22 protein-coding genes are annotated in these 22,628 nt (G+C 44.2%); 21 read left to right on the forward strand and 1 reads right to left on the reverse strand.

Going from position 1 to position 22,628, the window contains the following annotated elements; translation table 11 throughout:
• Positions 1-66: 66 nt before the first annotated feature.
• Entirely contained in the window at positions 67-3,519 is a 3,453-nt protein-coding gene (locus tag V1225_RS07310) for a pyruvate carboxylase (RefSeq protein ID WP_161908244.1), read from the forward strand.
• A 127-nt stretch (positions 3,520-3,646) separates the two neighbouring features.
• On the opposite strand, the gene V1225_RS07315 is transcribed toward V1225_RS07310, so the two are convergent.
• Complete coding sequence (locus V1225_RS07315) at positions 3,647-4,816, reverse strand: hypothetical protein (protein ID WP_160202689.1); 1,170 nt, start codon at positions 4,814-4,816, stop codon at positions 3,647-3,649.
• Between the two features lie 379 nt (positions 4,817-5,195).
• Here V1225_RS07315 and V1225_RS07320 point away from each other — a divergent pair, with 379 nt between their 5' ends.
• From V1225_RS07320 to nrdR, 20 genes are all read left to right on the forward strand, one after another.
• Positions 5,196-5,669, forward strand: a complete 474-nt coding sequence (locus V1225_RS07320; RefSeq protein ID WP_160202688.1) for an LURP-one-related family protein — start codon at positions 5,196-5,198, stop codon at positions 5,667-5,669.
• 201 nt (positions 5,670-5,870) lie between these two features.
• Positions 5,871-6,071 carry a hypothetical protein gene (locus tag V1225_RS07325; protein WP_338548137.1) on the forward strand — a complete coding sequence of 67 codons (201 nt, stop codon included), beginning with the start codon at positions 5,871-5,873 and terminating at the stop codon, positions 6,069-6,071.
• Complete coding sequence (locus tag V1225_RS07330; protein ID WP_160202686.1) at positions 6,061-6,990, forward strand: hypothetical protein; 930 nt, start codon at positions 6,061-6,063, stop codon at positions 6,988-6,990. The genes V1225_RS07325 and V1225_RS07330 overlap by 11 nt, the downstream gene beginning before the upstream one ends.
• Before the next feature lie 497 nt (positions 6,991-7,487).
• Positions 7,488-8,606: an ATP phosphoribosyltransferase regulatory subunit gene (locus V1225_RS07335; RefSeq protein ID WP_160202685.1), complete on the forward strand. Its 1,119-nt coding sequence runs from the start codon at positions 7,488-7,490 to the stop codon at positions 8,604-8,606.
• Positions 8,599-9,234: an ATP phosphoribosyltransferase gene (gene hisG, locus V1225_RS07340; protein ID WP_160202731.1), complete on the forward strand. Its 636-nt coding sequence runs from the start codon at positions 8,599-8,601 to the stop codon at positions 9,232-9,234. Before V1225_RS07335 ends, hisG begins: the two co-directional genes overlap by 8 nt.
• Positions 9,235-10,293 (forward strand): histidinol-phosphate transaminase, encoded by a 1,059-nt coding sequence (hisC, locus tag V1225_RS07345; protein WP_160202684.1) that lies wholly within the window; start codon positions 9,235-9,237, stop codon positions 10,291-10,293. It abuts the gene before it with no gap.
• Positions 10,294-10,297: 4 nt separating this feature from the next.
• Complete coding sequence (hisB, locus tag V1225_RS07350) at positions 10,298-10,885, forward strand: imidazoleglycerol-phosphate dehydratase HisB (RefSeq protein ID WP_160202683.1); 588 nt, start codon at positions 10,298-10,300, stop codon at positions 10,883-10,885.
• On the forward strand, positions 10,886-11,503 hold the full coding sequence (gene hisH / locus V1225_RS07355) for an imidazole glycerol phosphate synthase subunit HisH (protein WP_160202682.1): 618 nt from the start codon (positions 10,886-10,888) through the stop codon (positions 11,501-11,503).
• 22 nt (positions 11,504-11,525) lie between these two features.
• Positions 11,526-12,293, forward strand: a complete 768-nt coding sequence (gene hisA / locus V1225_RS07360) for a 1-(5-phosphoribosyl)-5-[(5-phosphoribosylamino)methylideneamino]imidazole-4-carboxamide isomerase (RefSeq protein WP_160202681.1) — start codon at positions 11,526-11,528, stop codon at positions 12,291-12,293.
• Positions 12,290-13,048 carry an imidazole glycerol phosphate synthase subunit HisF gene (gene hisF / locus V1225_RS07365; RefSeq protein ID WP_160202680.1) on the forward strand — a complete coding sequence of 253 codons (759 nt, stop codon included), beginning with the start codon at positions 12,290-12,292 and terminating at the stop codon, positions 13,046-13,048. Before hisA ends, hisF begins: the two co-directional genes overlap by 4 nt.
• Before the next feature lie 340 nt (positions 13,049-13,388).
• Complete coding sequence (gene hisIE / locus V1225_RS07370) at positions 13,389-14,045, forward strand: bifunctional phosphoribosyl-AMP cyclohydrolase/phosphoribosyl-ATP diphosphatase HisIE (RefSeq protein WP_338545922.1); 657 nt, start codon at positions 13,389-13,391, stop codon at positions 14,043-14,045.
• Positions 14,042-14,830 carry a histidinol-phosphatase gene (locus V1225_RS07375; protein WP_338545924.1) on the forward strand — a complete coding sequence of 263 codons (789 nt, stop codon included), beginning with the start codon at positions 14,042-14,044 and terminating at the stop codon, positions 14,828-14,830. Before hisIE ends, V1225_RS07375 begins: the two co-directional genes overlap by 4 nt.
• A gap of 88 nt (positions 14,831-14,918) precedes the next feature.
• Positions 14,919-15,968, forward strand: coding sequence for a BMP family ABC transporter substrate-binding protein (locus tag V1225_RS07380; RefSeq protein ID WP_338545926.1), 1,050 nt, complete (start codon positions 14,919-14,921; stop codon positions 15,966-15,968).
• A gap of 90 nt (positions 15,969-16,058) precedes the next feature.
• Positions 16,059-17,600, forward strand: a complete 1,542-nt coding sequence (locus V1225_RS07385; protein ID WP_161908235.1) for an ABC transporter ATP-binding protein — start codon at positions 16,059-16,061, stop codon at positions 17,598-17,600.
• Positions 17,597-18,670: an ABC transporter permease gene (locus V1225_RS07390; protein ID WP_338545929.1), complete on the forward strand. Its 1,074-nt coding sequence runs from the start codon at positions 17,597-17,599 to the stop codon at positions 18,668-18,670. The genes V1225_RS07385 and V1225_RS07390 overlap by 4 nt, the downstream gene beginning before the upstream one ends.
• A 1-nt stretch (position 18,671) precedes the next feature.
• Positions 18,672-19,625: an ABC transporter permease gene (locus V1225_RS07395; RefSeq protein ID WP_201759531.1), complete on the forward strand. Its 954-nt coding sequence runs from the start codon at positions 18,672-18,674 to the stop codon at positions 19,623-19,625.
• 133 nt (positions 19,626-19,758) lie between these two features.
• Positions 19,759-20,847, forward strand: coding sequence for a trigger factor (tig, locus tag V1225_RS07400; protein WP_338545932.1), 1,089 nt, complete (start codon positions 19,759-19,761; stop codon positions 20,845-20,847).
• A 318-nt stretch (positions 20,848-21,165) separates the two neighbouring features.
• On the forward strand, positions 21,166-21,603 hold the full coding sequence (locus V1225_RS07405; protein ID WP_338545933.1) for a hypothetical protein: 438 nt from the start codon (positions 21,166-21,168) through the stop codon (positions 21,601-21,603).
• 137 nt (positions 21,604-21,740) lie between these two features.
• Positions 21,741-21,983: a YlmC/YmxH family sporulation protein gene (locus V1225_RS07410; RefSeq protein WP_160201295.1), complete on the forward strand. Its 243-nt coding sequence runs from the start codon at positions 21,741-21,743 to the stop codon at positions 21,981-21,983.
• Between the two features lie 178 nt (positions 21,984-22,161).
• On the forward strand, positions 22,162-22,617 hold the full coding sequence (nrdR, locus tag V1225_RS07415) for a transcriptional regulator NrdR (protein WP_160201294.1): 456 nt from the start codon (positions 22,162-22,164) through the stop codon (positions 22,615-22,617).
• Positions 22,618-22,628: the final 11 nt, after the last annotated feature.

Consider the following 22,628-nt stretch of genomic DNA (forward strand, 5'->3'; position numbering starts at 1 on the left):
ATTTTTTTATACATCTCTGGGGCGGAAAAATTCTGAACCTGTGAGATGAGAGAATGGGAGAGAAAAATGAAAGAAATTAAAAAATTCAAGAGAGTGCTGGTCGCCAACAGAGGCGAGATTGCAATTCGAATTTTCCGTGCTTGTAACGAGCTGGGGATTAGAACCGTTGCAGTTTACTCAGAAGAAGACAAGAATTCGCTGTTCAGAACCAAAGCAGATGAATCCTATCAGATTGGCAAAGGCAAAGCGCCAGTTGCGGCTTACCTTGCCATCGAGGAAATCATCGAGCTAGCAAAAGCCAAGGGTGTAGACGCCATTCATCCGGGCTATGGATTCCTTTCAGAGAATCAGGAGTTCGCAGCGGCATGTGAAAACGCAGGCATCGAATTTATCGGACCGACTGACAAGATGATGGGAAGTCTGGGCGACAAGATTCAGTCCAAACTGGTCGCAATGAAGGTAGGCGTTCCTACTATTCCAGGTGTAGAAAAGGCAATTCAAACTGAAAAGGAAGCTGTTGAGTTTGCACAGAAGTGCGGCTATCCGATTATGCTCAAGGCTGCTGCCGGCGGCGGCGGACGCGGTATGCGTATTGTCAGAAACGAGCAGGATCTGCTGCCGGAGTATAGAAGTGCAAAGAGCGAAGCGAAGAAAGCCTTCGGCATCGACGACATCTTTATTGAAAAATATTTAGAAAGCCCGAAGCACATCGAAGTGCAGATTTTGGGAGACAAATACGGCAATGTAGTGCATCTTTGCGAAAGAGACTGCTCCATTCAGAGAAGACACCAGAAGGTTATCGAGTTTACGCCGGCGCTGTGTCTGACTGAGGAAAAGAGAAAGGCAATCTGCGAAGATGCGCTGAAAATCGCAAGAGCCGTAAACTACAGAAGTGCAGGTACAGTTGAATTTTTGCTGGATAAACATGGCAATCACTACTTTATCGAGATGAATCCGAGAATCCAGGTAGAGCATACGGTAACAGAAATGGTAACCGGTATTGATATCGTACAATCTCAGATTCTCATCGCCGAAGGATATCCGCTTGATTCCGACGAAGTCGGCATCAGAAGCCAGAAAGATATTCAGATGAGAGGAAATGCGATTCAGTGCAGAATTACCACAGAAGACCCTGCCAACGGTTTTGCGCCTGATACCGGAACCATCGAACTTTACAGAAGTGCTTCCGGCTACGGCATTCGTTTGGACGGCGGCAATGGATTTACCGGTTCTGTCGTATCTCCATATTATGACAGCTTACTGGTTAAGATTACGGCATATTCCAATACCTTTGAGGGCGCGACCAGAAAGGCGATCAGAGCCCTGCGTGAAACTCAGATTAAAGGCGTTAAGACCAATATCGGTTTTTTACTTAATGTACTGAATCATCCTACCTTTAAAGCGGGCGATTGTGATACCGGCTTTATCGGGGCTAACCCTGAGCTGCTCAATATCAGAAAAGCTGATGATAAAGAACTGAAGGTTTTAAACTTCATCGGAAATAAAGTCGTCAATGAGACAAAAGGCGTCAAGCCGCAGTTTGACGTGCCGGTATTCCCGAAGATTCCGATGACCGAAATCAACACGTTGAAAGGAACTAAGCAGCTTCTCGACATGGAAGGACCGGAGGCTGTTGCAAAATGGACCAAAGAACAGAAGAAACTGCTGATTACGGATACCACGACAAGAGATGCTCAGCAGTCCCTGATGGCAACCAGGGTCAGAACTGTAGATATGGAAAAGATTGCACCGGCAATGGCGCTTTACGGCAAAGACCTGTTCTCCATCGAAATGTGGGGCGGTGCAACCTTCGATACTTCCTTCAGGTTCCTCAAGGAATCTCCATGGGAAAGACTGGAAACGCTGCGTGCCAAGATTCCTAATGTTATGTTCCAGATGCTGATCAGAGGGGCCAACGCAGTCGGCTACAAGAACTATCCGGATAATGTAATCAGAGAATTCGTCAAGCAGTCTGCGGCTGCTGGTATCGATGTGTTCCGTATCTTTGACTCTCTGAACTGGATTCAGGGTATGGAAGTAGCTCTGGATGAAACCTTGAAACAGGGCAAAATTGCAGAAGCATGCCTGTGCTACACCGGAGATATTCTGGATGATTCCAGAACCAAATACAATCTGGATTACTATATCAGAATGGCAAAGGAGCTGGAGAAGAGAGGCTCTCACATTCTGGGCATCAAGGATATGTCCGGTCTTCTCAAGCCGATGGCAGCTTATAAGCTGGTGAAAGCGCTGAAGGAAGAGGTGGATATGCCGATTCATCTGCACACCCACGATACCAGTGGAAACGGTGTGGCTACCATTCTGATGGCTGCACAGGCAGGCGTAGACGTAGTAGATGCAGCATTTAACAGTATGAGCGGTCTGACTTCTCAGCCAGCGCTGAACTCTGTGGTTGCTGCTGTTGAAAACAGTAGCAGAGATACAGGCATAGATCTTGACGGTATTCAGAAGATTTCCGAATACTGGAGAGATGTTAGACCGGTTTACAAGAACTTTGAATCCGATATGGCGACTTCCACTGCGGAAATCTACAAGTATGAAATCCCTGGCGGGCAGTACTCCAACCTGAAACCGCAGGTAGAATCCTTCGGCCTTGGACACAAGTTCCAGGAAGTAAAGGATATGTATAAAACAGTAAATCAGATGCTGGGTGATATCATCAAGGTAACACCGTCCTCCAAGGTAGTGGGCGATTTGGCAATCTTTATGGTACAGAACGACATTACACCGGAGAACATCGTTGAAAAGGGTAAGGATATCGACTTCCCGGATTCCACTGTATCTTACTTTGAAGGTATGATGGGGCAGCCAGAAGGCGGTTTCCCAGAAGATATTCAGAAAGTTGTGCTGAAAGGTAAAACACCGATTACCTGCAGACCTGGTGAACTTTTACCGCCGGAAGATTTCGGTGCAATCAAAGCGCATCTGAAAGATGAACTGGGAATAGATGCAACGCCGCAGGATATCATCAGTTATGCAATGTACTCTAAAGTATTTGAAGACTACCACAAGAGCCTGAAAAAGGATGGGAACTTTAGATACATGGGCAGCGATATCTACTTCCACGGTCTTTCCGAAGGTGAAACCTGTGAAGTCAAGCTGGAGGAAGGAAAAGTGTTGGTCATCAAGCTGCACGAAATCAGAGGCGTAGATCCGGAAGGCAACCGCGATTTGGTATTTGAAGTCAACGGCAACAGAAGAATCGTTAAGATTAAGGACGAAGATATGCAGTCTGCTGTTTCTTCCATCGCAACTGCACGTTTTGCAAACGAGGACGATCCGATGGAAATCGGCGCCAATATCCCGGGCAATATCCTGAAGATTTTGGTGAAGGAAGGCGAAGCGGTAGAAGAAAAACAGCCGATCGCAGTCATCGAAGCGATGAAGATGGAAACCAATATTCTGGCAACTGCAAAGGGCGTCGTAGACACAATCTATGTACACGAAGGCCAGCAGGTTAAAGCAGGCGAACTGGTAGCCAAACTGAAAGAAAACTAAAAACAATGGGCGGGAGTATTCCCGCCTTTTTTATATATAAGAAACCACGCATTGAATGCATGGCTAGTTTTGAACATAAAAACACCGACTGATGATAAGCCGGTGTTTTTGTATACTTATAGTTTTATTACTTGTTCCATTTCAGCGTATAGTAACCATTTCCGTGACTATACTTCTGGACCTTGATGTAGTAAGTGCCCGGCGCCAGCTTAGTGCCTTTGCCGATGGTGTATAGCTGCACTTCTTTGCCATCATCGCCGTAACAGTTGACGCTGGTAGCCGGATAGGTTTTACCGGATTGATAGAAAGCTGCTTTCAGTCCGCCAGAACTGCCGCCGCCGTTAGCCTTTACTTTAAAGGTAAATTTGACATACTGGGTTTTGGTTATTTTAAATTTGTACCAGTCTCCAGAAGTTGCACTCTGCGCTGCAGTGATGATGCCTTTCTTGGTACTGCCCTTGGAAATGGACTTTGCCTTGCTCTTGGAAGAGCCGCTGCTTTCCTTGACGCTGGTGAAAGAAACTTTGATACCGTAAGCATTGTCAGAATTCTTTACCGCAATGTAATAGGTGCCTTTCGCAACGCCGATGGTGGTCTTGTATGCCTTGCTGGAAGACAGATATTCAAAGTTGGTGAACAGACTGTTTTTCTTGGAATTCATCAGTTTAATGTTGAAACTAGAGTAGTCGGTTAGTCTTTCTGGAAAGCTAACAGTCAGATAGCCGTTGCCAGGGGCGGTTACCTTATAGTAGGAAACGCCACTGTTATCCGGACTTGCGCCGTAGAATACTTTGCCTTTGGTCAGCGTGCCGCCTGCAGGATAGAGAATAGCGCGAAATCCTACGGACTGCGGCATGCCAGCGTTGTAGCTTGCAGTTTCAAACTTCAAATAGTAAGTGCCCGCTTTTTTTACTTTTGCGTACAGGGTGTCTTCTACTTTTGAACTGCTTAGATATTTGGAGTAGCCAATTTTGTCTCCGCTGGTTGCAGCAGAAGTAGAGTGCAGGGTTACGGTAACGCCTTTTCCTACTTCAACGCCGGAAAGTGGAATTGCCAAGGTGCCGCCTTTTGTTGTTTTGACCGGAATGACAGTAACATTGTCACTGCCTGTGGTCATTCTGGCGACATATGCATTGATATCTTCTGTTGAATTTGCGCCCTGTGCTGTAATTTCTGTGGCTGGGGTACCAGCTGCGTCAGACACAGTCCCCGCAAAGATACTTTCCGCACCTGCGAAAGCAGTGGTTAGAACCAACGCAAAAGCAAGAACGAGGGATAATAATTTTCTTCTTTTCATAATTTCTGTCCTTTCATATAAATTCACATGATTTCAGGTTTCTTACTTCTAATTATACGATAGAATGGGAATTTTTTCAAGATGCATGTACTGTGTAATCACGACAAACCCATGAAACTGCAACAGGTAATCCGCGAACAAAGCCGCAAAAGTTTTCAAGGTTTTGCCTTTCCGCACCTGCGATTTCTCTTTCTGCTGCTATCAATATGTGGTATAATAACCTCACGGCGTTAGCAGAATTGAAGATTCTGACGCCTGAGAGAACATTGAATCACAAACTCTGTGCCTACGGCACAGGCGGCATACGCCGCCGCAGCACCAGGTGCTGCGCTTGTGGTATAATAATTTCAGGTAATTTGATTTTAATGAGAGGTACGGGATGAAGCTGAGATTTAAACAGAGATTTTTTTCATGGTTTGACAGTTATGATATATATGATGAATCAGAACGACCGGTGTACACGGTGCAGGGGCAGCTTGCCTGGGGACATTGCCTGAAAATTTTTGACGCGCGGGGAAGTGAAGTCGGAACAGTCAGGGAGAAAGTATTGACATGGCTGCCTAAGTTTGAAATCTACGAAGGAGAGGGATATATCGGAAGTATCAGCAAGGAGTTTTCATTTCTGAAGCCACGGTATCATATCGACTTTAACGGTTGGCATATCGAAGGAGATTTCATGGAATGGGATTACGAAGTCATCGGTGTCGATGGAAGAAAGGTAGCCGTGATTTCCAAAGAGTTATTCCACTGGACAGATACTTACGTGCTGGATATCGAAGATTCAAAGGACGCGCTGTATGTGCTGATGCTGGTGCTTGCCATTGACGCTGAGAAGTGTTCGAGGAATGATTAAACGAACCTCTTGCTGCGGGATTCAATCTTGATAAAAGTGACAAAAATCAAGAAATTTGTCACTTTTGTCACAGTTCAATTCGCTGATAATTTTTCGCACCCCTGCCGTAGGGCTGAAAAATATGCCTGTTTTCATTCGGCGTTTCTTGTGCTAAAATGGCAGAAGGCGGATTAACGAAAAACGAGTTGGAGGACATATAAAATGGAATATTTTTTTAGTCATATTGGATATATCGTTGTGGTAGCTGTGGTATTGGGGCTGATTGGCTTTGCCACCGTTGTCATGGCATCGAAAAATGAAGCAGAGAGATATATTAACGAAGAAAAGTGCAATTTCCATTGCGGAAGCTGTCCGAATACGGAACTATGTCATAAAGAGGGAAAGAAAACCGATGTATTATAGTCCGACACAGTGGGTGTTTCTATTTTTTATATATTGTTTTCTGGGCTGGATTTGGGAGACTGTGTATGTGTCTGTTCGCACAGGACATTTTGAAAATCGAGGTTTTATGCATGGACCATTCTTGCCGATTTATGGGTCGGGTGCAATTGTGATTCTCTTTGCCACTTTAGGTGTGCGCAACAGCCTGCCACTGATTTATCTGTTTGGCATGATTAGTTCGACAATCCTGGAGTACTGCACTGGTGCGGCGATGCAGAAGATTTTTGGCGTGCGCTATTGGGATTACTCACAGCACAGGCTGAATTTGAATGGGCATATCTGTCTATTTGTATCTCTGGCGTGGGGCGGATTTTCCATTCTTTTGGTCAGAGTGCTGCATCCTCCCATTGAAGAACTAGTGCTGCAGATTCCAATGGGAGCAATTGATGCTGCGGCAATGGCGCTTGTCATATTGATCTCGGTGGATATGACCATTTCTGTAAACGAAGCGCTGGATTTAAAGGCTATGCTGATCAAAAAAGCAGAGAGCAACGAGGAACTGCGCAGACTGCAGAGCAGAATTGATTTTGTCTATGCCCTTGCTGAAGATGATATTCGGAAATTTAAGGAAGAGCAGGGGGCGAAAGCAGAAAAGTTCCGCAATCGCTTTGAGCGAAATTTGAGAGAATCCCGAAGAGAGTATGAGACAAAACTGGCAGCACTTCGCGATTATGCAGAAAACTATTTTACCGATAAGCAGGAAGCGCTGCAGGAGCGTGTGGACTTTTATGAAAGGCTGGAGACTCATAGACAGAAACTGGCAGAGCGTACCGATAAGGAGTACCGAAGAGCGGTGAACATTCTTCGCAGAAATCCAGGCGCTGTTTCCAAGGACTTTGAGGAAGAGCTTGACCAGATTCACAAGTTGATGAGAAAATAAGCGAAAGCTGTCTACTTACATATTATGAAAGCGGGCAGTTTTTTTATGGATGAGTGTGCACTACCGGAAAACTGTAGTGTGCATATTTTCAGAAGTTTTGCCGATTATATGCACACTGATGTGCATATTTTTGGAGAAAGTGTTTGATATATGCACAATAGCATCTAGAAAACGAAAAATATCGGCAAGGAAGTGATAAAATTCCTTTTCAAAACCATAGAATATGCATATATTAAAGTTTTTTTTAAAATATATGCAGAGGGCTGTGCATATTTTGGTTCTTTTGTGCGAATATATGCATTTTATCCGCCACTGGCAGCAGGACGAAGGGTCGGCGATCTGAGAATCGGTCCTCCGCTTTGTATAGCAAAAAAAACATAAAAACATAGTGCGAGCCTCTTGATTTAATGCTTTAATGTGGTAAAATAGTAAAGCGAAGGGCGGAACTTAAGGAAAAAGTGTGCCCTACGAAAGCTGAAAGGAGTTAAAGACAGACAATGAAAATCAGCAGAAGTTTACTGAAAAGTGATGAAAGAGCAACTTTTGAACTGAGAAACCTATACCAGAAGTACGGCTATAGACAGTTCAAGATGGGAAAATTTGAGGAATACGATCTTTACGTTAAGAATAAGGAATTCCTGCAGATTGACAGCATGATCACTTTTAACGACAACGGAAAACTGATGGCTTTAAAGCCAGACTTAACACTTTCCATTATTAAGAATTATCATCACAGCGAAGGATATATAGAGAAAGTTTACTATAGCGAGAACATTTACCGTGCGTCTAAATCCTCTCATACATATAAAGAAATTATGCAGACGGGGCTTGAATGCATGGGTGATATCGACCTTTATCATATTTGTGAGGTAACCGCTTTGGCGGCAAAGAGCCTTGCGACAATCAGCAGTAACTACGTTTTGGAAATTTCCCATATGGGCGTCATTAAGGCAGTGCTTGCGCCGCTTTGCGAGGAGCTGCAGCGGCAGGTTTTGAAGTGCATCGCGGAAAAAAATTTGCACGAAATTCGCAAGCTATGTGAAGAGAACGGAATCGAAGAAACGGTATATCAGTCCATCGAGACTTTGGTATCAACCTATGGAGGATATAAGAAGGTGTTAACGGCTCTGAAAAAAGCCAGCCTTTCCGATGAGGTAAGAGTGGCCTTGACCGAACTTGAAACCATCTGCAGCATTTTGGCGGTCAACAAGCTGGCAAAGAATATCAATATCGACTTTTCCATCGTCAACGATATGGGCTATTACAGCGGTATTTTGTACAAAGGTTTTATAAAGGGCATTCCAAACAGTATTCTCTCCGGCGGTCAGTATGATCAGCTGATGGAGCGAATGGGGAAGAAAGCCGGCGCTATTGGCTTTGCGGTATATTTGGATTCTTTGGACAGACTTGACCCTAGTGAAAAAGTCTACGACTTTGATGTGGTCTTTCTCTACGATGAGAAATCGGATTTACGCCTTTTGATGAAGGAGGCTAAGGATCTGCGTGACAAGGGCGAAAGTGTCCTTTTGGAGCGCAGTATTCCGGAGAAAATGACTTACAGGAAACTTTTGAAACTGGAAGATGGGGAGGTAAAAATCCTTGAAAGAAATGATTAATGTGGCTCTGCCCAAGGGAAGACTGGGGCAGAAGGTTTATGATATGTTTGAAAAGGCGGGCTACCCTTGTCCGTCTATTAAAGAGGATAACAGAAAGCTGATCTTTGAAAACGAAGAAGTGGGGGTTCGCTACTTCTGGGTCAAGCCGTCGGATGTGACTATTTATGTGGAGCGTGGAGCTGCAGATATCGGCGTAGCGGGAAAGGACATTTTGCTGGAATACGAGCCAGAAGTTTATGAGCTTTTGGACTTGGAGCTTGGAAAATGCAGAATGGCGGTTGCCGCAAAGAGTACTTTCCGCGACAACACCGAGCGAACCTTAAAGGTTGCAACAAAGTTTCCAAATATCGCGAGAACCTATTACGAGAGGGAAAGCAGAGACATCGATATCATCAAACTCAACGGTTCTATTGAAATTGCACCGATTCTGGGGCTTTCAGATGTCATCGTGGATATCGTGGAGACGGGAAAGACCCTGAAGGAAAATAATCTGGAAGTGGTAAAGACTATTGTGCCAATCAGCGCAAGACTTATTGCCAATAAGGCGGGCTTTAAGTTTAAGACGGCAGAGATTGAGCAGATTCGTGACAGTCTGGCTTCCCAGCTGAAGGAAAAAGAGGAAAAATAAATGAGTAAATTTTTGGTAGAAAAATACAGGAAATTAAAGCCTTATACGCCGGGAGAGCAGCCGAAAGATCAGGTGATGATTAAGCTGAATACCAACGAATCACCTTATTCGCCGGGACCTGCTACCATTGCAGCATTAAACGCAGGTGAGGCTGCAAATCTACGTCTTTATTCGGATCCGGATTCGTCGGATTTGAAGCAGGCCATCGCAAATCTTTACAGGGTGCAGAGAAACAACGTGTTTGTAACCAACGGTTCCGATGACATTTTAAACTTTGCCTTTATGGCTTTTGCGGGCGAAGGCGGCAAGGTCTACTTTCCGGAGACTTCCTATGGATTTTACGAGGTCTTTGCGGACCTTTACGAAACCGATTATGTGAAAGTGCCACTGAAACCAGATTTTTCCATCGATCCCAAGGATTATGTCTGTAAGGACGGCATGATTGTCATTGCAAATCCCAACGCACCGACGGGGCAGGCTCTTTCCCTGCAGCAGGTGGAGGAAATCGTTAGAACTAACAGAGAATCGGTGGTGCTCATCGATGAAGCCTATGTAGACTTTGGAGCAGACAGCGCGGTAGAATTGATACATAAATATGAGAATCTACTGGTGGTGCAGACTTTCTCTAAATCGAGGAGCATGGCGGGGGCGCGTCTGGGTTTTGCCATCGCGTCAGCAGCGCTGGTTGCGGATCTTGAAAAAATCAAGTTTTCTACGAATCCATACAATGTCAACAGACTGACCAGCGCTGCAGGCATTGCAGCCCTTTCCGAAAATGAATACTATATGGAAAACTGCAGGCGTATTATGGAAACCAGAGCCTATACTGCAGAAAAGCTGATTGCTATGGGTTTTGAGGTGGTGCCGTCTAAGGCCAATTTTCTCTTTGCAAAATCTCCCGATGTGGACGGTGGGGTTCTTTATGAAAAACTGCGAGAAAAAGGCATTTTGATTCGCCACTTTGACAAAGAGGCAATCAGCCAGTACAATAGAATTACCATTGGAACAAGAGAAGAGATGGATTGCTTTTTAGAAGCAGTATCAGAAATTTTGAGGTAAAAAGATGAGAACAAGTGAAATCAATCGAAATACAGCGGAAACCCAAATCAGTCTGAAGCTGAATATGGACGGCAGAGGGGAAAGCGCTGTTCATACAGGCTGTGGATTTTTAGACCATATGCTGACCCTCTTTGCAAGGCACGGCAGATTTGACCTTACAGTCAGCTGTCAGGGAGATACAGACGTGGATTACCACCACACCGTAGAAGACATTGGAATCGTACTGGGAAGCGCTTTTTCTGAGGCGCTCGCAGACATGCGGGGAATCTGCCGCTTTGGCGATATCATTCTGCCTATGGATGAGACTTTGATGATATGCGCAGTGGATATTTCCGGAAGAGATTATCTGGGCTTACAGGTAGAAATGCCATGTGAGAAAGTGGGAGATTTTGACACGGAACTGGTGAAAGAATTTTTTCTTGGTTTTGTAAGAAAGGCGCAGGTGACTTTGCACTTTAAGCAGCTTGCAGGGGAGAATACCCACCACATCATTGAAGCCATGTTCAAAGCTTTCGGCAGAGCTATGGCAAAAGCAGTAAAAATTGACGAGGAATATAAAGACGAAATTCCTTCCACGAAGGGAGTGCTGTAAATGATTGCCATCATAGATTACGGCGTAGGAAATATTTTTTCTCTGGAAAGTTCTTTCCGTTATATCGGACAGGAAGCGGTATTAACCAGCGATCCGGCGGTGATTGAAAAAGCAGATAAGCTGATACTTCCCGGTGTCGGCGCTTTTGGTGATGCGGCTTTAAAACTGCGGGAAAGCGGTATGGCTGAGGTGGTGCTTTCGGAAGTTTCCAAAGGAAAACCACTTCTTGGCATTTGTCTCGGTATGCAGCTGCTCTTTGAGAAAAGTTATGAATACGGTGAGCATGCAGGTCTGGGTTTAATCCCCGGTGAAATTGTCACCATGGAGGGTGTGGTGCCTTGCGGTTACAAGGTGCCTCATATTGGCTGGAATGGGCTTCATTTCCCCAAGGACAAAGAAAAAAGCCCGATATTCAAATATCTGGAAGAGGGCAATTTTGTGTATTTTGTCCATACCTATTATGGAAGTGAGTGCGAGGAAGCGACCATTGCAACGACAGAATACGGGGCAGAACTGACGGCGGCAGTTGCAAAGGATAACGTTTACGGCGTTCAATTTCACCCGGAAAAAAGCGGCGAAATCGGTATGAAGATTCTGCGTGCATTTTGCGAGCTATAAAAGAGAGAAAGGAAGTTTGGTTATGAAAATTTTTCCTGCCATCGATTTGCGTGATGGCAAGGTGGTACGCCTGCTAAAAGGCGACTACGACCAGATGACAGTATACGGAGACGACCCGGTAGCCTATGCCAAGGAGTTTGAGGCGAAGGGGGCAGAGTTTCTCCATGTGGTAGATTTAGACGGCGCAAAGGACGGCGATACCCCGAATTTTCAGGTGGTAAAACGCCTAGCGGCAGAAACCGGTCTGAAAGTAGAAATCGGCGGAGGAATCCGCAGCGAAGAGACCATCAAGCGGTATATTGACGCCGGTGTGTACCGGGTGATTCTCGGCACTGTTGCTGTAAAAGAGCCGGAATTTACTACAGAAATGATTAGGAAATATAAAGAAAAAATTGCGGTAGGCGTGGATATTTCGGAAAGGCATGTGGCAATTCATGGCTGGAAAGAAGTGTCTCAGATTACCGTAGATGAGATTTTTGAAAAGCTGGCAGATGACGGCGTCAGCTGCATTATCTGTACGGATATTTCAAAGGACGGCGCTATGCAGGGAACGAATCAGGCGCTTTACAAAGAGCTTTCAGAGAAGTATCCCGTCGATATTGTAGCTTCCGGCGGCGTGTCTTCTATGGCGGATGTGGCGGCGCTTCTTGATATGGGCGTTTACGGCGCTATCATCGGAAAAGCGATTTATAACGGCGCAATCGATCTGCAAAAAGCTATCGCTTTGGCGAAATCTATTGAGCAGGCAGACGTCTTTGCGGCCCTCTTTGATGAAGGAGGAGCAAAATGATTACCAAAAGAATTATTCCCTGTTTGGATGTGCGAAACGGCAGAGTGGTAAAGGGTGTGAATTTTGAAGGATTGTCAGACGTCTCTTCGCCAGTGGAGCTTGGCAAATATTACAGCGAAAACGGTGCGGATGAGTTGGTATTTTATGACATTACCGCTTCTTTTGAAGAGCGGGCGCTGTTTACGGAGATTCTGAAGGAAGTGGCTTCCAAAGTGTTCATTCCCCTGACTGTTGGCGGAGGTATCAACACCATTGCAGACTTTGACCGGGTGCTGAAATGCGGCGCGGATAAGGTTTCTGTCAACTCTGGCGCTATCAAAAATCCAGGACTTATTGCAGAGGCTGCCAAGAAATATGGTGATCAGTGCGTAGTGCTTTCTGTCGATGTGAAACGTGTTGACGGCAGTTTTCATGTTTTTGCAAAAGGCGGCAGAGAGGATACTGGGCTTGATGCATTGGAATGGATTAAGCAGGGCGAAGCCAGCGGTGCGGGTGAGATTGTGGTCAACAGTATTGATACTGACGGCGTAAAGAAAGGCTTTGATATCGAGCTTCTGCGTGCGGTAAATGATTTGGTGTCCGTGCCTGTGATTGCTTCAGGCGGTGCGGGCAGCATTTCTGATTTTATAGATTTATTCAGAGCGATTCCGGCCATTGATGCAGGATTGGCAGCATCTATTTTTCACTTTGGAGAAGTTGCGATTTCAGATTTGAAGAATCAGCTGGCAGCAGCCGGTATTCACGTGAGGAAGTAGATCGGTATGGATATTGGAATTTTCGTACCTATTCCGGATTTTTGTGAAAAAGGTACTAAGATTCGGAGTGATATTATGTTAATCGAAGTTTTTTTGAAGAAGTTATTTGGAATTTGACGGAGATTTATCACGTTTTTTTGCTTATGATACATTTATCCATGAATAATTCTTTCATTATGTGGGGATTTATTCTTTGATTTCCATATAATGCGTACGATGATTGGGGTGTGTTAGTACCTTTTTTACAAAAACAGCAGTTAGGTACTAAAACATGGTTTATGGCTTTCATGGGCTTGACACAAAAAGTAAAATATATTAAAGAAGACAGCAGGAGAAGATTATGGTAAAAATAGAAGAATTGAAATTTGATGAAAAGGGACTGATTCCTGCCATTGTGGTGGATGCACAGTCCAAGAAGGTGCTCACGCTTGCTTATATGAACAGGGAGAGCCTTGCAATCAGCATGGAGGAAAAGAGAACCTGCTTCTGGTCTCGTTCCAGACAGGAACTGTGGAGAAAGGGCGAAACCAGCGGCAATGTGCAGCATATCGTCAGCATTACGGCTGATTGCGACCGTGACGCACTGGTTGTCATGGTCAACAAAGAGGGACCTGCCTGCCATCTGGGCGGCGATTCCTGCTTTGAATTTCCTGTAATGGGAGAGCTGGAAATAGAAGAAACCGAGGGATTCTCTGTAAAAGGTCTCTACAAAATGCTGCAGAGCCGCAAGGAGGAAATGCCGGAGGGCTCCTACACTTCCTACCTCTTTGAAAAGGGAATCGACAAGATTTTGAAGAAGGTCGGCGAGGAGTGCACCGAAGTCATTATTGCAGGAAAAGCGGATGACAAGGCGGAGACGATTTACGAAATTGCAGACCTTGCGTATCATGTGATGGTACTTATGGTAGAAATGGGAATCACTGTAGATGACGTGATGAGTGAACTGGCTTCCCGTCATATTATAGATCATAAAGTGAAACAGGAGAAAATGAAATGATTTTGTTAAACCCAAAAGGCAATTTCAATTTGCATACCCATACCTGTTTTTGCGATGGAAAAGATGAACCTGAGGAGATGGTAAAAAAAGCCATCGACCTCGGGTTTTGTGCCCTTGGGTTTTCCGGTCACGAGTATTCGGTCAACGATGAGGAGTTTTGCATGAGCAGGGAAAACACCTTGCGATACAGAGAGGAAGTGCTGCGTCTAAAGGAGATGTACCAGGGGCAGATTGACATCTACCTTGGTGTTGAGCGGGATTACCTTGGCGAAGGAGACGATTATCCGTATGATTATATCATCGGCTCTGTTCATTATGCCCTTGCAAAGGATGGTACACCGGTGTGTGTGGACAAGTCCGAGCAGGATATGATAGCCGACGTGGAGAAGTACTTCGGCGGCGACTACAGAGCTTATGTAGAGAGCTATTTTCAGTCTGTAGCTGACGTTGTAGATAAGACCGGCTGCGATATTTTAGGACATTTTGATCTGGTGACCAAGTTTAACGAAGGCTATAAATACTTCGATGAAGAGGCGGACTGGTACAAGGCGGCAGCCCTTTCGGCACTGGACCAGGTGCTGGCTTCTGAAAAAAAGCCGATTATCGAAATCAATACCGGTGCTATGGCGAGAGGTTATCGCAGTGTGCCGTATCCGGCGGCCTTTATTTTGCGGGAGCTTGCAAAGAGCGACTGTTCTGTGATTCTGGGGAGTGACTGTCACGATAAGGAGCAGCTGAATTTTGGGTTTAAAAAGGCAGAAATGATTTTGTATACATTTGTTTAATCTGCGGAATTGTGTTGATAATATGAAATAGTTGTGGTAAAATTTAGTCAAAATATTTATTACAAATATGATAATACGGAGGATGAAGATGAAGAAATTTATTTCATTAACCTTGGCTGCCGTAATGGTACTTTCCATGTCCTTATTTATGGCAAGCTGCGGCTCAAGCGACGATGGCGGAGATGCTGACGCGCCAGAAACAAAGGCTGTTAAAATTACTGGAGTTATTGCAACGCAGCTGGGCGACATGTCTTTCAACGACTCTGCAAATGCAGGTCTGAATGAGTTGAAGGAACAGGGTTTCGAGGTAAAAGTTACTGAATGTAATACTGACGAGACTTTATACGAGCAGAGCCTGAGAACTGCTGCAGAATCTTCTGATGTAGTAATCGGTGTAGGTTCCGAACTGCTTATGATTGGCACTGTAGCAAAAGAGTATCCAGATACTAAGTTTATTTGGGTTGACAATGTGGTTGATGATTATGCTGACATTCCTAACCTGACTTGTATCTCCTACAAGCAGAACGAGGGTTCTTATCTGGTAGGATATATCGCTGGTTCCATGACCGAAAGCAACGTAGTTGGCTTCATCGGCGGCGCTGACATTCCTGTTATCAACGACTTCTATGTTGGTTACAAGCAGGGTGCAGAGCAGGCTGGTAAAGACCTGAACAAAGATGTTAAGGTAATCAAGGGTTACACTGGCGACTGGTCTGACACTAACCTTGGTGCTGAACACGCACAGGATCAGGCATCCAAGGGTGCTGACATTATCTTCTGTGCAGCAGGCGGTTCCGGTAACGGCGCTATCATGAAAGCAAAAGAACTGGGAATTAAGTGCATCGGCGTTGACCAGGATCAGAGAATCACTATGTCCGAGTATGCAGACGAGATTCTGTGCTCCATGATTAAGAACGTACAGAAGTCTATCGTTGACTACGTAAAGGATTTCACTTCCGACGATTCCAAGTGGATTGGCGGACAGGTATTCTACGCTGGTTCCGATGGCGAATATGTAAAGGTTGCATATGGTCCGGAAGATGCAGAGGTATTGGTTTCTGATGATATCATCAAGGCTTTAGATGAACAGATGGCTAAGATTACTGCAGGAGATATCGTAGTAGATACAGTATTCTAAATTTTAAAAGCAATAAACCATTTAGGGCGTGGCGTTTTAACGCCGCGCCTTATTTCATTTATGTAGACTAAGAAATGTGAGGAAACAATTTTGCAGGAGACGATTGTAAAGTTTGAAAATGTGACCATGCAGTTTCCGGGCGTACTGGCAAATGATAACGTTTCCTTTGATATCAGGAAGGGCGAAATTTTCGCGCTGGTTGGAGAAAATGGTGCAGGCAAGAGTACTCTGATGAATATTCTTTACGGTATTAACACACCGACCAGCGGCAATGTCTATATCAAAGGCAGCAAGATGGAAAAGCATACGCCGACGGAATCAATTGAACATGGCGTAGGCATGGTGCACCAGCACTTTATGCTGGTTCCCTCTTTTACTGTGGCGCAGAATATCGTGCTCAGTAAAGAACCGAGGAAGAACAGATTTTTTTATGACCTAAAAGGTGCCGAAAAGGCGGTATCGAATCTAGTGGAGGATTATGGTCTGGTAGTTGACCCAAAGGCTGTGGTTGAAGAAATTAGCGTAGGACTGCAGCAGAGAGTCGAAATTTTAAAAACGTTGTACAGGGGTGCTGATATTTTGATTCTGGACGAGCCCACGGCAGTACTGACCCCGCAGGAAACAGAGGAATTATTTGATGTAATCAGACGTATTGTCAAAGAAAAAGAAATGACCGTTATTATTATCACCCATAAGCTTAACGAGGTTATGGCGATTTCTGACAGAGTTGGCGTGATGCGTCAGGGTCAGCTGGTAGGCGTGGAGCAGACTAAAGATGTCAACGAAAAGATTTTGGCTTCCATGATGGTAGGTCGTGACGTACTCTTTGATAAACTGGAGAAGAAAGGAACGCCGGGCGATGTGATGATTGAAGTAGAGAATCTTCAGGTTGCAGATAATCGCGGTCTTCTTGCTGTTCGCGGCGTGGATTTGCAGGTACATGCAGGTGAGATTTTGGGCATTGCAGCAATTGAAGGTAATGGTCAGAGTGAGCTTCTTGAGGCGATTACAGGTATGCGCCATATTGAGGCAGGTACAGTAAAAGTATCAGGCACAGATATTGCTCGTCTGCGTCCGGGACAGGTTCGTGATTTAGGCCTTGCTCATATTCCGGAGGACAGAATTGCCACCGGTGTATCTACTAAGTCCACCATTACGGACAACCTGATTATCGGCAAGGAAACGTTGCCTGAGTTTTCCAAATATAAGATTCACCTAAAACGATCTTCCATTGTTAGGTATGCCAATGAGCTGTTTAGAAAGTTTGATATGAGAGGCGCTGGTGTTAACACAGAGGTTGGCTCTTTGTCCGGCGGCAATATGCAGAAAGTTGTCGTCGCCAGAGAATTTTCCTTTGATACGCCGATTGTTATCATTGCTCAGCCGACTAGAGGCGTGGATGTAGGCGCCATTGAATTCATTCATCAGTGTATCATCGACAAGCGTAACGAAGGTTGTGCAATTTTGCTGGTCAGTGCAGATTTGGACGAAGTATTCCGTCTCAGTGACCGGATTATCACCATGTACGAAGGTGAAATCACAGGAGAGTTCAAAGAAGGCGAAATTGATAAGATGGGTATCAGTTACTACATGACCGGACACCGAAATGAAGAAGCGGAGGTGCAGGCATGAATCAGCTAAAGGAAAAAATTAATGTAAGATATATCGGAACGTTGGCAGCCTGCATTATCGCAGCGCTGCTCATCGGCGCAGTGCTGATGGTACTGACAGGATTTAATCCTTTTGAAGCTTACGGAGCGATGATTGAAGGTGCTCTGGGAAGTCCCCGTTTTATCGGTAATACCTTAGAGCGCGCTATGCTGCTTTGCCTTTTGGGACTTGCTACGGCAATCGGTGCAAAGGGCGGACTTTTTAACGTCGGCGGTGAAGGGCAGCTGTTTTTTGGCGCTTTGACTTCGACCATGATTGGTCTTTGGTGCTCCAATCTCCCGACTATTGTAGTAGTGGTACTTTCATTTATTGGTGCCGTTGTAGTAGGCGGTTTTTATGCATGGATTCCGGCGCTTTTAAAAGTAAAGCTTGGTGTCAGCGAAGTCATTACGACTATTATGTTAAATACCGTGGCAATCAAGGTTTGTACATATCTTGTAAATGGACCATGGAATGCACCTAGTGCGGCTATTGCAAAGGGTACAGAGTATCTTCCGGATACGCTTCGCTTTACAAAGCTGATTCAGGCATCCAATTTGACCACTGGTTTTATCGGCGGTGCAGTAGTAGCATTTTTTATCTGGTATGTGATGAAGATGACCAGCACAGGTCTTCAGATTAAGGTAACCGGTGAGAATGAAAGATTTGCAAGATTTGCAGGACTTCCAAGCAGTAAGCTGATGATTGGGTCTATGGTTGCTTCTGGTGCAATCTGCGGATTTGTAGGTATGTTCCTGGTTTATGGATCTCAGGGCCACATGACCGAAGCTGTCAGCAACGAATTCTATTTCGATGGCATGCTGGTTGCTATGATTATGAACTACAACCCTGTTGGGATCATCATCATGAGTTTCTTCTTTGCGATTATGAGCGTAGGCGCAGCTTATATGGATATGATGGTTGGCGTTTCCACCCAGATTTACGATATCATTTTCTCTATCATCATCTTCCTGATGGCTGCTGAAAAGGGTATCAATACATGGCTGGAACATAAAAAATTACAGAAAAAAGCAAGAAAGGAGCTGAAATAAAATGTGGGATCAAATTTTAGGACTATTCAGTGTTGGATTATTCCAAAACACCATTCGTAATGCAACTCCGGTACTTCTTGCTGCTCTGGGCGGGCTTTTTACTGAGCACGCCGGCATTATGAATATCGGCATGGAAGGCATGATTTTGATGGGGGCGTTCTTTGCTGTTGCATTCAGTTTTATGTTTGTCAGCGCACCGATGGGCATTCTCGCGGCGGTTCTTGTAGGAATTCTGGTGGGGCTATTCTTTGCGTTGTTTGTTGTAAAGCTGAAGAGTGATGAATTTATCATCGGTATGACGATTAACACCTTTGCAGGGGGTCTGACTATCTTCATGCTCCGTTCCGTGTTCGGAAAGGTTGGTACCTGGACTGACGCAAACATCAAGGGGCTTGACCCGATTGAAATTCCTCTGATTAAGGATATTCCTGTACTGGGAGATATTCTCAGCGGATACTCTCTGTTTGTCTATCTGTCTTGGCTCTTTGTGATTCTAGTATGGATTTTTCTTTATAGAACCCCTTACGGTTTCTGGCTGCGTGCGGCGGGAGAACATCCGGAAGCGCTGGAGACAGCAGGTATCAGTCCAGTTAAGATGAAAGTGATTTCCAGTATTTTATGCGGTATTTTCTGTGGTTTTGCAGGAGCACATCTGTCTCTAGGATTCCTTAACTGCTTCACAGAGGGCATGAGCGCAAGCCGCGGCTTTATCGCATTTGCATGCGTGGTATTCGGTATGGCAAATCCGCCGAAAGTATTCGGTGCTGCCTTGCTCTTTGGCTTCCTGCAGGCACTGGGTATCAGGCTGCAGTCCGTGGGCGTGCCAAGTGATTTGACGGCGGCAGTTCCGTATCTGGCAACCGTCCTCATGTTGGTATATATTACAGTGTCCGCAACAGCAAGGAAGAGAAACAGAGCGAGAAAGGCGGTCGAAAGACTGGAAGCACAATCATAGTCTTTTAATCATGTGAAAAATTGTGTATTTTATGTGAATTCTCGTGATAACATTTGAAAACTGCTGATAGCCGTGTTAGAATGTGTATAGTCTGGTAACGGACAAAGTATTATAGATTAGAGGATGGAATGACATGAAGAAAAAACTATTATCAAGCAGTCTGATTGCAGTGCTTTGCCTGGCGTCAGTTTTTGCGATGACTTCCTGCGGTGAAAGTGAACCTTACAGCGATTACGATCTGTCTGAATACGTGACTGTAGGAGAATATAAAGGACTGGAATATGAGAAGGTTTCTGTTTCTGTATCCGACAAGGAAGTAGAAGAGGAAATTCAGAAGAGACTGGAAGCCCATAAGACTTCTGAAGACGTAACTGAGGGTACTGTAAAGGACGGAGATACTGTTAATATCGACTTTAAGGGCACCATGGATGGCAAGGCATTTGACGGCGGCAGCGCTGAGGGTCAGAGCTTGACTATTGGTTCCGGAAATATGATTCCGGGCTTTGAAAGCGAACTCATTGACAAGAAAGTTGGCGATACCGTAACTTTCGATATCACTTTTCCAGATCCTTATGAGAACAATCCGGATATAGCAGGCAAAGAAGCAACCTTTGAAGTAAAGATTAACAGCAAGAAGGTTGAGAACGTACCTGAATACAACATGGACTTTGTCAAGGAGTACTACAGCGATTATAAATCCCTGGAAGAATTCGAAAAGGGAGTAAAGGCTGACTTGACTGAGACTAAGACTACAGAAGCTGAGAACCAGATGAAAAGTGGTCTGTGGCAGCAGATTGTGGAAGCTTCCGAAGTAAAACAGTACCCTGATGAAAAGGCTGAGAGGATTGAGAAAGAAAAGGAAAATCTCAAGAAAGTCGCAAGCGACTATAACATGGAATGGGAAGATTATTTAGAAACCATCGGTTATGAAGAGAAAGATTTAAACAAGACTATTGAGACTTATGCGGAATCTATCGTCAAAGAAGAGATGGTGCTTTACAGCATTGCTAAGACTGAGGGACTGGAAGTCAGCGACGATGAGTATGCGGAGTATCTGCAGAGCCTGCTGAAATCTGCTAATATGGACGAAGATGCATTTAAGAGTGCATATAACATGACCATAGAGGAGTGGGGCGAAGAAAACAACGTCCGTACTTCCCTCCTTTTAAATAAAGTCATGGATAAAGTCATCGAGTATGGCAAAGAGGTCAGTAAGAAATAACTGAATATTATTTGTGAATTTTGAGGGAACCGCCTGTATGAATGGAAAATAGCCGTTCATGAGGTGGTTCTTTTTTCTATATGTAAAATGTATTTTGCTAAAAATTTATAAATAAAATGATTTTAATATTATATATTATAAAACAAATCATAAATTGACGAATTTGAGCAAATATGCTATCATATAGAAAAGTCAGAAAAGTTAACAATCCTACAGCAGGACCATATGCTTATAAATCGGGTTTTAAAGCAGAATCGTTTCCGAAACATAATCCGTTTAATGATTAAGGGAAAATAGAATCGAAAGAGGTAAAGTCTTGTGAGTTACAAAAAAGTGTATTACATCTGGACTATGTTTGTGGCAGCTGTGCTGATATATGTATTGATTTTTCACCATGACATTGTTAGCGGACCGTCTTTTTTATCGAAAGGTTTTTCGATAAATGAATGGGGTGAACTGCTACAGCAGTATGAGAATCAGAAGAATATCACGGGGCTGAGAAACTTAATCGAAGGAATTAGTAGAATTAATGTCTTTGTGATTATTGCAGTTTACTTCATTGTTTTTAAAAGCATAAAAGAAATTGTAATGAAAAAGAAAGTGAAAATGATTATTGCAAATGTGATATGCTGCGCTATTACAATTGTTTTCATGGTGTTTATGAAAGAGTCCTTCAAATTGTATTTATCCATTGCAGCAATGATTCAATTTAATTTTTGCCAATGCTATATGCTTGGAATAATTGGCAATGATTAACCATATATAATATTGACTGAAATTAAAAGGTTAAAAGGCAAAACAAAGCGGTCCCTGAAGGGGATCGTTTTGCATATTCGGAAAACTTTTGCATATAGTGAATTATACGACTATGGTCAGATCAAAGGGGGAAAAATATGTTAAGTACGGACAAACTGAAGAATAAGGAAGTCATCAATATGCGGGATGGCAGGAGCCTTGGCTTTATCTATGATATAGAAGTAAATCTGGAGAAGGGAACGATTGATGGTGTGATTATACCGGCAGAGCGGGGGTTATTTCGATTTTTTGGAAACAGGGAGGATGATTTTGTCATAAAATGGGACAGGATTAGAACGATTGGAGACGATGTAGTGCTGGTAGATTTAGAGGGGTATTGAGTTGGACAAAACTAAGGGAAAGCTGTGCAGGGTGATAGTCACCGGCGGATGTTTTCTAAAATGGAAAATTACTAAATATAGGTGCAGTCTTCTGAAGAATTTTCTTTGCAAAAACTACAATATGTAGTAAAATGGAAAAGTAAACTGTTTCCAGAGAAAGATCAAGGAGGAATGCCAGATGAAATGCCCATACTGTGAGAATCCGGATACGAAGGTAATCGATTCCAGACCGACAGAGGAAGGACATGCAATTAGACGGAGAAGAGGCTGCGAAAAGTGCGGCAAGCGCTTTACAACTTACGAAAAAGTAGAAGAATCTATCATCATGATCATTAAAAAGGACGGACGCAGGGAGTCTTTTGATCGCAATAAAGTGATGAACGGCATTGTTAAGGCATGCGAGAAACGCCCGGTTTCTATGGCGGATATTGAACGAATCGTCAACGAAATTGAGCGGGGGCTGAACAATTTGATGGAGAAGGAAGTCGAAAGCACTTTTATCGGAGAACTGATTATGGAGCAGCTGAAAAAACTGGACGAGGTTGCTTATGTCAGATTTGCGTCAGTATACCGTCAGTTCACCGATGTGAATACATTCATCAAAGAAATTGAGAAACTCATTGGAAACAAGTAAAAAACAGGAGA

This window comes from Emergencia sp. JLR.KK010, from assembly GCF_037018265.1.
GTDB lineage: Bacteria > Bacillota > Clostridia > Peptostreptococcales > Anaerovoracaceae > Senimuribacter > Senimuribacter intestinalis.